This is a genomic window from Halobellus limi, from assembly GCF_004799685.1.
Lineage (GTDB): Archaea > Halobacteriota > Halobacteria > Halobacteriales > Haloferacaceae > Haloquadratum > Haloquadratum limi.
The window spans coordinates 150,703-163,382 of record NZ_CP031314.1 but is presented as its reverse complement, the minus strand read 5'-3'; the positions used below and the strand labels follow the sequence as shown (position 1 = coordinate 163,382).

13 protein-coding genes and 1 pseudogene are annotated in these 12,680 nt (G+C 59.1%); 5 read left to right on the top strand and 9 right to left on the bottom strand.

From position 1 onward, the window contains the following. Nucleotides 1-343 precede the first annotated feature (343 nt). The gene (locus DV707_RS18290; protein WP_004594472.1) at nt 344-1,600 is read left to right on the top strand and encodes an orc1/cdc6 family replication initiation protein; all 1,257 of its coding nucleotides are present in this window, start codon (nt 344-346) and stop codon (nt 1,598-1,600) included. Nucleotides 1,601-2,054: 454 nt separating this feature from the next. On the opposite strand, the pseudogene DV707_RS18285 reads toward DV707_RS18290, so the two are convergent. The 3 genes and pseudogenes from DV707_RS18285 to DV707_RS18275 all read right to left on the bottom strand — a co-directional run bounded on the left by DV707_RS18285 (nt 2,055) and on the right by DV707_RS18275 (nt 4,060). Beyond that, nucleotides 2,055-2,652, bottom strand: a pseudogene (locus DV707_RS18285) (hypothetical protein). A gap of 93 nt (nt 2,653-2,745) precedes the next feature. Beyond that, nucleotides 2,746-3,069 (bottom strand): hypothetical protein, encoded by a 324-nt coding sequence (locus tag DV707_RS18280; RefSeq protein WP_004594473.1) that lies wholly within the window; start codon nt 3,067-3,069, stop codon nt 2,746-2,748. Between the two features lie 172 nt (nt 3,070-3,241). Continuing rightward, nucleotides 3,242-4,060 carry a hypothetical protein gene (locus DV707_RS18275; protein ID WP_103992931.1) on the bottom strand — a complete coding sequence of 273 codons (819 nt, stop codon included), beginning with the start codon at nt 4,058-4,060 and terminating at the stop codon, nt 3,242-3,244. A 228-nt stretch (nt 4,061-4,288) separates the two neighbouring features. On the opposite strand from DV707_RS18275, the gene DV707_RS18270 reads away from it, so the two are divergent. Next, complete coding sequence (locus DV707_RS18270) at nt 4,289-4,960, top strand: helix-turn-helix domain-containing protein (RefSeq protein WP_049909607.1); 672 nt, start codon at nt 4,289-4,291, stop codon at nt 4,958-4,960. Beyond that, on the top strand, nt 4,957-5,652 hold the full coding sequence (locus DV707_RS18265; RefSeq protein ID WP_103992930.1) for a nucleotidyltransferase domain-containing protein: 696 nt from the start codon (nt 4,957-4,959) through the stop codon (nt 5,650-5,652). Before DV707_RS18270 ends, DV707_RS18265 begins: the two co-directional genes overlap by 4 nt. A gap of 124 nt (nt 5,653-5,776) precedes the next feature. Here DV707_RS18265 and DV707_RS18260 read toward each other — a convergent pair whose 3' ends face one another. The 4 genes from DV707_RS18260 to DV707_RS18245 form a co-directional block, all read right to left on the bottom strand. Continuing rightward, complete coding sequence (locus DV707_RS18260) at nt 5,777-6,706, bottom strand: ArdC-like ssDNA-binding domain-containing protein (protein WP_103993007.1); 930 nt, start codon at nt 6,704-6,706, stop codon at nt 5,777-5,779. 87 nt (nt 6,707-6,793) lie between these two features. Then, nucleotides 6,794-7,141, bottom strand: a complete 348-nt coding sequence (locus DV707_RS18255) for a hypothetical protein (protein ID WP_089649951.1) — start codon at nt 7,139-7,141, stop codon at nt 6,794-6,796. 71 nt (nt 7,142-7,212) lie between these two features. Continuing rightward, on the bottom strand, nt 7,213-8,214 hold the full coding sequence (locus tag DV707_RS18250) for a DUF6610 family protein (RefSeq protein ID WP_011222476.1): 1,002 nt from the start codon (nt 8,212-8,214) through the stop codon (nt 7,213-7,215). A gap of 123 nt (nt 8,215-8,337) precedes the next feature. Then, a complete protein-coding gene (locus tag DV707_RS18245) occupies nt 8,338-8,553 on the bottom strand; it encodes a hypothetical protein (protein ID WP_089649990.1) in 216 nt (71 codons plus the stop codon). Between the two features lie 131 nt (nt 8,554-8,684). Between DV707_RS18245 and DV707_RS18240 the strand changes: the two genes are divergently transcribed. Continuing rightward, nucleotides 8,685-8,891: a heavy-metal-associated domain-containing protein gene (locus DV707_RS18240; protein ID WP_049938502.1), complete on the top strand. Its 207-nt coding sequence runs from the start codon at nt 8,685-8,687 to the stop codon at nt 8,889-8,891. Here DV707_RS18240 and DV707_RS18235 read toward each other — a convergent pair. Next, the gene (locus DV707_RS18235; protein WP_103992929.1) at nt 8,888-11,164 is read right to left on the bottom strand and encodes a heavy metal translocating P-type ATPase; all 2,277 of its coding nucleotides are present in this window, start codon (nt 11,162-11,164) and stop codon (nt 8,888-8,890) included. The two genes, DV707_RS18240 and DV707_RS18235, sit on opposite strands and share 4 nt — an antisense overlap. 131 nt (nt 11,165-11,295) lie before the next feature. Between DV707_RS18235 and DV707_RS18230 the strand changes: the two genes are divergently transcribed. After that, nucleotides 11,296-11,895 (top strand): ArsR/SmtB family transcription factor, encoded by a 600-nt coding sequence (locus DV707_RS18230; RefSeq protein ID WP_103993006.1) that lies wholly within the window; start codon nt 11,296-11,298, stop codon nt 11,893-11,895. Here DV707_RS18230 and DV707_RS18225 read toward each other — a convergent pair. Beyond that, nucleotides 11,842-12,663, bottom strand: coding sequence for a sulfite exporter TauE/SafE family protein (locus tag DV707_RS18225; RefSeq protein ID WP_103992928.1), 822 nt, complete (start codon nt 12,661-12,663; stop codon nt 11,842-11,844). The two genes, DV707_RS18230 and DV707_RS18225, sit on opposite strands and share 54 nt — an antisense overlap. Nucleotides 12,664-12,680 lie beyond the last annotated feature (17 nt).

Sequence of the window (12,680 nt, the reverse complement as noted above, 5' to 3'; positions counted from 1 at the left end):
GTTTAAGTACCTCTCTCACTCCACCATTGCCAGTAACGAGGGGAGAATGGACGGGAGGGCAGAAACTGTCACGTCTCTAGTCTAGTTACTGTTATCTAAACCTACTACAACTAGTGGAGTTTTCGTTAGTGCGGGTATGGTTTAACGTACAATGTATTAAGAGTATCGCTAATTAGAGAGGGGGTCGTTGACCCCCTCCAGTTGTTGCAAAGGTTTACTGGCAATAGTGGAGTGTGTGTGTTTTATAAGTGGATGCGACACTGGCATAATTGGTTCGAGTGGTGGGTTAGTGGTGATATTGGAACCCATGGTTTTATGATGGTTCTTCGTCTTGAGTCCGCCTATGGGCCGATTCAATCGAGAATCGTTCATCATCCAAGACAAAGACGTCCTCCGGGATGATTACCAGCCAGAGACACTCGAGGAGCGGGACGAAGAACTCGACGAATATGCGGCCGCTCTCCGTCCCGTCATTCAGGGCTGGCAACCGAACAACGTCTTTCTCTATGGCGTTACCGGCGTCGGGAAGACAGCTGCTACGCACGATCTTCTTGAGGAGCTGCAAGAATCCGCCGGAGAGTACGACGACGTCGATCTCAACGTTATTGAACTCAACTGTACTGGCTGCACCACATCCTATCAGGTAGCGGTCAATCTCGTGAACGAGATTCGCTCTCCTTCTCACCCTCTCACCACAGTCTCGTCTTCGCGCGAACCGATGAGCGAAACCGGGTATCAACAAAAACGCATCTTCAACGAACTCTACAACGACCTTGAGTCGATCGGTGGGACTATTCTCGTGGTTCTGGACGAGATCGATAACATCGGCTCGGATGACGATATTCTGTACGAGCTTCCACGAGCACGCTCGCAATTGGATCTCGATGTGAAAATCGGTGTGGTCGGCATCTCGAACGACTTCAAGTTCCGAGAAAACCTCTCTCCGAAAGTCAAGGACACTCTCTGCGAAGAGGAAATCTTGTTCCCTCCGTACGACGCGACTGAACTGCAGAATATTCTCAAGCACCGAGCCGATATCGCGCTCTACGACGATGTCCTCGAATCAGATGTAATCCCATTGTGCGCAGCATTCTCTGCACAGGACTCGGGATCTGCTCGGCAGGCATTACGGTTACTCCGGAAAGCAGCTGATATCGCCGAGAACGACGCGATGGCGGGTGGAGAGGCGAAAATCACCGAAGACCACGTTCGGGAGGCCGAGCATCAGATCCAACGACAACAGGTTGTCGAAGGGATGCATTCGTTGACCCGGCAGGGGCAATATGTATTGCTGACTGTCTGTCAGCTAGCGGCAGAGGGAGAAACACCCGAACGGACGAAACTGATCTATGAGCGCTATCGAGAGGTTCTTCGTAATCACGGCAGTGAACCACTGAAACGCAGGCGAGTACACGACCACCTGTCGGATTTGAGCCTCCACGGGATCTTACGGTTGGTCGACTCGTCGAGTGGACGCGGGAACTACAACGAATACGAGCTTGATGTCTCTCTGTCGTCGGCCCTCGACGCACTCGAGAGCGAACTAGGTGAGCTCAACGACATTCGTGAAACTGCCAAGCGGCATCGGGTTCTGGAGTGACTTCTCAACCGCCAACACCAGTACTGCCAATACCCTCTCCACTTTTGCCAGTAACCGCGCAACCGTCAGTGCCAGTTTCTCCAGTACCCTCTCCGGTGTTGCCAGTAACTTCCTTGTTCTAATCAATCCGACTAGTTACTATCAGGACCACCGTTGCCAATTTCATCAAATAGCGTCTTGTCCTCCGATTTTACTGGCAATAGTGGAGTGTCTGACAGCATTTAAACGAAATTTCATTTACGAGCGTTTGCAATCGCTCTTCAGTGGGCTACTTATCGCGTAAGGGTTCGTGGTTCGAAGACCCAATCTTGCACGGATTCACCCCGCACTTACTACTCGAAAACGGGGGATGTCTTCCTGTTCGAGTTCATTCGTTGTCTGGGCCATCGGTGAACAGGATTTCGTGGAGAAACGACAGAAACGTCGGGGGTGGGAGTAACCGATTCGTCTCTGTCTACGGGTATTCCTGATCACTCACGAGAGCCTCGGTACACTCGACGAGGTCGTCCTCAGTCGTCCACCGGCAGAGACGCCTAGCATCGTTGAGCATCTCGAAGATCGCGGTCTGCATTCCACTGTAGGGACTCTCGACGGCTACGTTTGTGTCGATCGCGTCCACATCTATCGTATTGTACGTCGTGTTTGAACACGTGCGTCTTCGCGAAGTACTCCTCAAGGGCTGTGAAGTAGCCCTGCTCGACGAGGAAGCAGCCCTGGGCGTGTTCGGTGACGCCCAGGATGACGTCTGTATGATCGGCGAGCAGCCGGAACTTGAGGTAGGTATTCGTCCACTCGCTTCGAATGTCGATCATCAGGAACGCGTACGCACCGGGCTGTCGGTTGAGGCGATCTTTTACGAGCTGGAGAGGACGGATTTCGGGTTTCCCGTAGCTGCCGAGGACAAAGTACGAATTCTCAGCTGAGAAGATCGGCGTGAGCTCCGCAACACTCTGTTTCAGCGCTTCGTATTCTTCCGGTGTGGGTGAGGCTTCGTGCAGATACTCGTCGGCTTTCTCGACGAGTTCGTCGACAGTGACCGGATCCTCACTCATCAACTCGGGACTTCTCTCGTACCCTGCGTCTTTCACTTCGCAGACGGGGTGTCTCCCCGAACAACTGGCCATCCGACTGAGGTACTAGTCCGTCTACTCGTCCGGATTTACTGGGGATTTGTACTTTGATTTGACGCGATCTCCTTCCCGCCACTGCCAGTAGTAGTAGCGGTTATCGTTGATCTCCTTGATCGTGATCGTCGCCTTCGTCGGGACATCATCGGGGAGGTCATCGGGTCGCTCGTCGATCTCGTCTTCCTCCTCCGCTTCGGCAAGGCGGGCCTGGCGCTCGCGATGCTCGGCGAGGTCCTCGGCATAGTGGGCAACGTCTCGGAGCAGCTCGGGTGAATAGTCGTTGAGTGTGTCGATGACGTCGGTGGGGAGGTCCGCTGGGGGCGTCGGTGGCTCGTAGGACATGGGCCGATCTGTGTTAACCAACAAAGGCGCAAACCGCATAGTTTTGTTGGTTAAGCCGCTACCAACGGCTCTCACCGGTTCTCCAGCAGCTGTATCAATACTCGAAACTCTCCATCAAGGAGTTTCGTCTGATGTTACAGTAGCCTCGGGAGATCTCGAACGCTGGGCGATCCTACGAGTTCGAGGGGAGACGCCCATCAGGTCGTGGGACCCGCCCCTGCTTGATCTCCTGATCGACTCGCCGGAGGTGTTTACAGCCGCCCTCGGGCGTACGCTTCCGCCAGTCTGGACACGTACACGACTCGCTGATCACGTCGACTTCATACCAGTTTCCGGACGCCGATCGGACCTCATAGCGGCCACCCTTTTCGAGCAGCGAGACGGCCATCGATTCGTCGACGGCACGTCTGGTTCGCGGCTCGAGGTCGTCGTGCTGGGTTGAGTGCTCCGTGACGACCATCCGATCGCGTACGTCGCCGGTGCGGCCGCCGTCTGGAGCAACCGCAGCCTTGGGATCCTGGAGACGATCCGCAAGCAGGGCCTCAACTGGATGGCCCTCCGGCCACAGATAGTGGACTTCCCGCCGCTCGCGATGGTCGTAGGAGCCACAGGCGGCAGCGCTCCCAGTCCAGACACGCCACGCCCCGAGTGCTGCCATCACGTCGACGATGACTCGCGGAACAGCGTCGTACTCGTCGGGGTAGAACACCCGGAACCGAGTACACTCCTCCTGCGGCGGAACCGTCTCCCACCACTCGACGTCGTCGTCCCAACTGTTGCACATCGCGTCGTCCTCTCCGTAGCCGACAGTCACGCCGTCAACCTGCGGTACTTCCACCGATGTGTCGTCAGCCTCTCCTTCGAGCAGCCGAAGGACGGCGTACCTGAGATACTCGTGTTCCGGATGGTCCGAAGATTGGGCGACCTGCTCATGGTGCTCTGCGACTCGCTCTGCCTCGTCGAGAACGGTCGTTAGATATCGGTCGGTCATAGGTCGGTGGAGACAGGAGTGCGCCTCCGCCCTTCGGCGGGCGCTGAAAAACTTAACCAACGAATAGCGATCCATCGTATCCTCTGTTGGTTAATTCATCTCCGCTCAAATTCTGAGCCGGATCGGATTACCGGAGCCAAGAATGGTATATCTGTATAGAGATAATTTTATAGGGAATACGGGGGACAAGACTAATACCGTTAGATGCGATACCAATAACTAGCGATGATGGAGTACGTCGACGAGACCGCGGCGAAGATCATGGTCGCGGCCCGGCCGGGTGACTCGATCCGGCGAATCGCCCAGAAGATCGACGGCTCCTACTCGTGGGTCTACGACTGGATCGAGCGGTTGGAGGACGCAGGCTTCATCCGGCGTGAGGACGGCGTTTACATCGAGAATTACGCTGTCAGGGATCGCTACTACGATCTCGTCGCGGCCATCTCTCGCGCTGTTCCCCCCTCGATCGACGACGGCTACGTCATTCCGCACTTCGCCGGGATGCCCTTTGCGTACACGAAAATCGACGGCGTCTACGTCTGGACCCACGGCGGCTATCAGATCGCCCGCGGCCACGACGACTATCCGATCTTCATCCAGGTCGCCGATCAGGACGTCGAACAGTGGACGGCGTTCTTTGATGAGTTCGGGATTCCGAGCCGGATTGAAGAGCGGCCGGATGCGAGCGACTACGACGCGACCGTCTCGTACGTGTTGTTCCCGACGAGTGGGGAGATCACTCGCGAGTGGGTCGACGGCAATCCGGTCATTCCGTTGGACGAGACAATCGAGCACATGTTGGAGTACCGGGTGAACTACGAGCCAGCGTTGGAGATGATCGCCGACGAGTACGACCGTGATATCGACGCGTCCCACGAGGATCCGCGTCTCAATGCATGAGCCTCGGCGAACGCGAAGACGAGCTGCTGGACACCCTGGAGACAGTCATTGACGCTGACCTGCCGTACGTGCTCGTCGGTGGGTGGGCGATCGCGGCGTTCAATCAGCGCTTCACCACGGACGTCGACGTCGTCATTCCGGCACAAGCGGTCGACGACTACACCGACCTTCTCACCGCCCGCGGCTACGAGAAAACGGCCGACGTCGAGCGAAACGAGCTCTACGAGGGCCGTACTATTCGATTCACGAAAGACATCGGGAATCCGGTTCGGTTCGACGCGATGGTGGACGCGCTGGGCTGTCGCCAGACGGAAGCTGAATGGTCGTATCGCTATCTGGCCCAGCACTCCGTCACCCAGGAACTGCGAACCGGGCGCCCGGTAACAGCCAGGATTCCGGAACGGGAGTTGCTGTTTGCCGTGAAACTTCACAGTGGCCGCAAGGCAGACTCCCGGGATCTGGTGGTGCTGGCTGCTGACGCGGATTTCGACCGGATCGCGACCCATCTTCATCGCGGGGTGTCCAAGAAGCTCGCTGGTCGCATCGAGACTGTTCTCGACCGGCTCACGTCGGAAGATTTTGCGGACGCGTTCAAAGGGGTCTTCGAACAGCAAACGGTTCCCGAACAGGATATCGATGCCGTCGTTGAGTTCCTTCGTGACCAGCAGCGCCGAATCGATTCTGAACTATAACATCGACTGCCGGTGGGGTATGTCTTGAGACCGATCGAAACACGCAGGGTCGGACGCCGAACGAATTAACCAACAGAGTAGGATAGTACCCTCCGGCGTTGGTTAACAGCCGGGAAGGAGGTGTTCAGCCGTCTACAACTGTCCCGATGACCTCCTGCGCGGTCGAACTGATCCGGCCGAGTCGCTCCTGAATGCTCTCCGCATCGTCGTCCTGCCACGCGGCAAGATAGAACGCTGATCCGCTCGTATCTAGGTTGAAATACCGCCCGACGATGTACGCAACGGCTTCGGCTTCGACCTCGCGTTTTGCACGCTCGGGTTCGTCGTCGACATCGAAATGGAGCAGTGCGTGGGCGTACTCGTGAATCAACGTCACGGCGAGATCGGCCTGATTTGAGCGGGCTTTCGCTTCGACGACGGGTTGGCATCCGTGGAGAGTCCGGTGTTTGCAGACGCCTTTCGCGTCGCCATGCTCCCACTCGGCAGCGTCGACGACACGGACGTCGATATCGAGCGTAGCTGCTGCATCAAGGAGCGCTGGCACCAGGTCGTCGGCGTCACCAGCTGCCTCGGTTTCCAGCTCGGGGAGCGGTTCGCCCTCGGTTTGAGACACATCGAAGACTGCCGTTGGTTTGAATCCAACCAGTCCTTTCGACCACTCCTCGGGCGGCGTCTCGTCGTACTCACAGTCACTGTCCTCGTGGTAGCTCGGCGAGTTCTCGCACTCCGGGCACTGCTTGGTGATGATCGGCGCCCAGATCCAGATGGCCGACTCACCCTCCTTGACGTGGCGGTCGAACTCCTCCTGCCACGTCCGGTAGCCAGCCACCCGGCTCGCCTCGGGACACTGTCGCTTGATGAGGAGCGTGTTCCGGTAGGAGTAGTCGTGGAAACGACTCTGGACGTCGAGCCACTCTTGGAACTCTTCGCTGGCCTGCGCGTCGTCGACGCCGGCGACGAGGTCGTCGATCCACTGTTCGATGGTACTGTTCATCTCGTCTGATCGCGTGTCGGTCTCCTCGAAGGAGACCGACGAGTCTCTGGTCGTAGACATCGTGATCACCGAATCGAATTCACGGCGACTGCGTCTGTTCAGACCGCACCGCACCCTTCAGGGGCGTCCAAAAAACCGCTCTGTCGGTTAGCGGAGCTCGTGGCGTTCGTCCGCGAAGCCGACCGTAACGAGGTACTCGAGGAACTCGTCGAACTGCTCGACGTCACTGGGCGTGTCGGTCGCAAGGTGACGCGCCCACTCGATGGCCCACTGGAAGGCGGGATCCGTGCCGCCCTTGCCGTGAATGTACCACCACCGGGCCGCCTTGAGAACCACTATGGGATTCGTCGGCGGCTGCTCACCGGCGAGCCCACGGGTGATGGATTCGATTTCGTCGGGGACGTCGGCTGGATCGACCTCCGCTGATTGCGTGTTGTCGATATCGACGGGAATATCGTCGACCGAGACGTTGTCGGGACTCTGTTGTTGACTCACTGGAAGTCACCTCTGAGAGCTTTCGAAGGAGCCCTCGCCCTCTCTGGGGGCACGAAAAACAGATTGCGAAGTCACGCCGGCGGGAGGTAGACGCTCTGATCGCCGGCGATTTCCTCTAGATTGTTCCGATGACGGTGGCTGAAGTAGCACTCGTAGCTGCAGTATCCACAGATTGCGCCGGTATCGTACTCGGCGACGTACGGGCCGCGGCGGGTTCGCCAGACGTTCGTCCCGCACTCGGTACAGGCGGCGTCCTCGAGATCGGCAGGGCTCGGTCCCTCGTACTCGACGTTGAGCCCCTCGTCTTGCGGTGTCGTTTCGGGCCAGATTCCGTGCGCCCTCCAGAACTCACGGACCCGAGCGAGGCTGTGGCGCACCGTCTTTCGGACGGTGACGTGGTCGGCGTCGCGACCGCTGTCGTCCCAGCCGTCGGCCGTCCAGAACTCACCGAACTGTGCGCCGCGATGCAGCCCGTTCCAGTCGACGCCGACGATATCGGCCGGTGGCTCGTCAGTGAGTGTCGGTCGGGTCAACTGTCGAATAGCGTCGAGCTGCTTGGGCGGACTCCCGCCGAGAATGTGGACGCGCCGCCCTCTCCAATCGGCTGGATCGGAGAAATCGTGGGCCAGGCGGTCGGCGTATCCCCGTGAATACCCGAGGACGAGGTTCTCAGGTATCGCGTCGATCACCGCCCGCGACTTCGGAACGACGATGAGCTCAGCTTCGGGGTAGCTCGCTTGGATTTCACGAGCAGCAGCGACGTGGGCGTCGACGTCGTCGATTTCGTCGACGTCCCCGATGACCCCGACACGTGGTTCGTACTCGAAAAAGCGGTCGACGAACCGCTCCAGATCGGGATCCCGAAAATCGTTGTCGAGCATCCCGACAGGAATCTCGAGGTTCAGGTACTGGTCCGTCTGGTACCCACAGTCTTCCCGAAACCCGGGGAGAAATCCGAGGGCGAGAGAATCGGCGACGAATGGGGCTCGATGGAGGAACGCCACATGGTCCGCTTGTCTGGCGACAGCGATGTCGCTAGCCGTGCTGGAGTCTGGACTCAAACCGAGGGACATAACGGAACTCGCGAGGCGGCTGTTGGTCGCCCCGCGCCCATTCAGGGGCCCGAAAAACCGCGGCACAGCATATTAACCAACAATAGGGAAACTCACGCGGAGTGTGTTGGTTAAGGACAGCGCTTACCCTTCGTCCTCACGCAACTCTTCAGCTTTCCACTTGAGCCGGCGCAGAATCTGCGTTCGATTTTGGTGGGCGTTCTCGTAGGCTACACACTCTTGCAAGGTTTCCATATCGGGAATCGTCGCGATCCCTGCCTTGATCAGGCCCGTGTTCGGTGCTTCCAGACGCTTCTCTGGAGGGAATTCGTCGCTCTCTTCGTCGTCAGTGGTTCCCATCTCAAAGAGCCTCCACCCCTTTGGGGCCGACACAAACAACTCTCCGGACGATAATGTCCACCTCTAATAGAGATGAAACCGATACAACGGTTACCGTAATGGTCATTCCCCGCGAGTGTTTACAGGCCCGCATGGAGCGAAAGACGATCTCAGTCACCGGGATGTCCTGCAACGGGTGCGAACAGAACGTGGAGACCGCCCTGCGAAACCTCGATGATGTGAATCGGATCGAGGCCGACCACGAAGCTGACACGGTCGACGTGGTCCTCGAGGATGGAGTCTCAGACGACGACGTGAACGCGGCAATCGAACAAGCTGGCTACGACGTAGTGGCTTAATCGGCTGTCACTCGGCCGTCTCCACGCTCGCCGTCGGTGCGGTCGTCGAGGGCGAACTCGGTGTTGACACCCTCGCCGGAGAGGAGCTGACCAGCGAAGCTGTTGGCGAGGACGGCCGAGACGGACAGCACCATCGCGAGCATCGCGAACACCGGGTGAACGAGCCCCGTGGTCGCGGCGGCGACACCGACCCCGTTGAACGCGAAGGCCGTCGCGAGGTTCTGACGGGTCTTCCGGTAGCTCTCGTTCCCGATCTCGTAGGCGTCCATCACGCCACCAAGCCGGTCGCCCATCAGGACGATGTCCGCCGATTCGATGGCGATGTCGGTCCCGGCGCCGATGGCGATCCCGATGTCGGCCTGCGTGAGTGCGGGAGCGTCGTTGATGCCGTCGCCGACCATCGCTACGCGGTGACCCTCGTCCTGCAGGCGACCGATCTCTTCGCGTTTCTCGTCGGGCAGCACGTCGGCCATGACGCGGTCGATACTGACCTCCTCGGCGACCGCGTCTGCGGTGCGCTCGTTGTCTCCAGTGATCATCACGGGCGTGATGCCGGCGTCTCGCATCCGTTGGATGGTCGCAGCGGCGTCGCTCTTGACCTCGTCACCGATACCGATCAGACCGAGTAGGTCACCGTCACGAACAACTCCGGCAACGGTGAGGCCGTGGCCCTGAAGTCGCTCGATGTCGTCGCTCCCCTTCGACAGGTCGATCCCCTCGTCGCTGAGCCATCCCGGTTTCCCGACCAGCACGTCGTCGCTGGCCACGGTTGCCCGGACGCCCTTGCCGGTCACGGAGTCGAAATCATCGGGGTCAGCGTACTCGACATCTTGCTCGTCGGCGAACTCGAGGATCGCATCTGCGAGCGGGTGTTCAGAGAAGGCCTCCGCGCTAGCCGCAGTCGTGAGTACATCCACCTCGTCGGCACCGAACGCGACGACTTCACTGACGGCGGGTTCGCCGACGGTGATGGTGCCGGTCTTGTCCAACACGATGTGGTCGACGTCGGGAAATATCTGGAAGGCGTCACCGGAGCGCATCAGGATGCCGCGGTTCGCCGCCTTCCCGCCACCCCGAATTAGGGCGAGCGGTGTCGCCATCCCAAGCGCACACGGATAGCCGAGGACGAGAACCGCCAAGGCTGCGAACGCCCCGCGCTGGACGTTGGGGGCTGCCCCCCACGCGAGTGGTGCGACCACCCAAAAGAGGAACGAGAGCGCGGCGATCGTCAAGACGCCGGGGACGAAATACTTGAGCACGCGGTCGGCGAGCTGGATGATGCCGGGCTTCATCGCCCGCGCCTCCTCGATCTCGCGGGCGACCTGGTTTAGGAACGCGTCCTCCCCGGTTGCAGTTACTTCGATGAGCAGCGTCCCGGTCTCGTTGACGCTGCCACCGATCACCGCGTCGCCGGCGGCCTTCTCTTCGGGAATGGACTCGCCGGTAGCGACCGACTCGTCGACCATCGATTCGCCCTCGACGACCGTGCCGTCGACGGGGATGTTTTCGCCGGGCTTGACGCGGACGCGATTGCCAACGTCGAGGTCGTCGACAGGGACCTCCTCGACATCACCGTCATCACTGACGCGGCGTGCCGTGTCGGGCTGGAGGTCGAGAAGGCCTTGGACGGCTCGGGAAGCTCGCGTGCGGACGATGAGGCTGGTGTACTCCGAAAGGATGTGATAGGTGGTGATGAACACGGAGACGGCGAAGAAGTGAACGGTCGGGAAGCTCGGGAAGACGAACAGGCCAAGCAGTCCACCCACGAGTCCGGCGAACGCGCCCGCTTCCAGGAGGACGTGCTGGTTGAAGATACCCCGGCGCACGCTCTGGAAGGCTTTCTCTTTGATATAGCGGCCGGGCCCGAACATCGTCCCGAGTGCCAGCCCCAGAGTCACCAGATCCATCCCGAGAGATGTTGACTCGAAGCGCCCCATCACGAAAATCATCCATCCCATCAGGGCAGCGATAACGATGGATGCGCCACCGGCGATGAGGAGGCGACGCTTGCCGTCGGAGAGTTCGGCCTGCTGTTGCTCGTACCGCTTCGCTTTGTCAGGGTCGCGGATGGTGTACCCGAGGTCTCGGAGCGTGTCCTTTACCTCGACCTCGCTCAGCAGGTCGTCGTCGTATTCGACGAGAACTTCCTCGTGGGCGAGACTCACGTCGACGTCCTCAACGCCGTCGGTTCGACTGTAGGCCTTCTTGATGCTCTCGGCACAGAACGAGCAGGACATCCCCCCGACGTTGAATTGGTCGTGTGTCGTTCCCATCGTACCTGTTGGTTATCGTGCGACGCGGATAACCATTATGACGAGAGTTATAGCGGTCTCGATATCATACTACCACTGTCGTTGGAATGGCGTTACTCTTACTGTCGTTGTCCGTCTATGTCGTCACAAGAATGGCGCTCCTCGAATCTGACGTGCCGATCCGCGAAGTCGTGACGACGGACCCGGAGAAAGCGAAGGCACTGGAGAACGATGTCCGGGTGAAGATCCTCGACATGCTCGCAACCGAGGAAATGACGATCGAGGAGATCCACGACGAACTGCATCGTCGTGGCGAAGAAAAGGCGGAGACGACGGTGCGCCACCACGTGAACGTCCTGAAGGATGCGGGGATGGTCGAGATTGCCCGGCTCGAAGAAGCTGGTGGGGGGACGCGGAAGTACTACAAGTCGAACACGCGGATTTTTTCGTATGACCTACCAGAGGACGCTGAGCAGACGCTCGCTGGGGCGCAGGAAACCGCGGCAGCCGAATTAGCAGGGCTCGTTGAGACGCTCTATGGGGAGCACGGCGACGACATCGAAGCGGTGGCACGAGAAATGAAGCCGTGCGAGTACTGTGCAACACAGCATTACGAGGAGTTCGTCCTCCGTGAACTGCTAAATCGCGCGCTTATTGACCTTACTGAGAATGGGACGCTGGAGAGTGTTCGGCGTGATTCAGAAGACGCCGGCGATGAAGCCGAGTCCCATGACGATGAGGACGGTCGCTGAGAACAGCGGCAGGTACGGTGTATACCGCTCGACTGTTTCTTCGTACTCCTGATAGCCGGCGATGAGGAGCATCGTTAACCCGACAATGCCGACGATGACCGTCAGCGCATACGCAGTCATCAGCTCCAGACAGTACGTCGAACCGGCACAGAGGCCGATAATCTCGAATTCTTCTTCGTGAGCGAACCCGAGGACGAATGCGAACCAGGCGATTCCGAGGAGTCCGCGGTCGGCGTCAGGAGCCGGATCGGTCCCGTGCTCGTGGGAGTGCCCTCCGATTTTTCCAAGCCGAATTTTCACCCGTGTAAGGAGCCCATCCGGGGAGTGTTCGTGCGTGGGTGGCGTGCCGTGACTGTGGTGGCTCGACTGCTCCTCCGTATGCTCATCGTGGTCGTGTCCGTGGCTGTCCTCGTGCTGGTGAGAATGGCCGTGCGTGTACTCTCGAATCCCGAGTCCGATGAGTAAGACGCCTGCGACGATGCTGACTGGACCGCCGATGGAAACGCCGCCAAGAATCGAGATCGGCTCGTTCACTTGGGTCAGCTGAAAGTAGGATTTCGCGTAGAAGAACACGCCGACCATCGCCAGACTGCTAATGAGGTGGCCGATGCCGATCAGCGAGCTGGCGGCGAGTCCGTAGAGCCACTTATTGGATTGATCGAGTGCATAACTCGCGGCGACCGGCCATCCGTGTCCGGGCTCGATGCCGTGCACGAATCCGAGCGCAATCGCGCCGACCAACAGTGGAAACGCCTCGCCGTGGAGCATTCATATATTCCTCTATC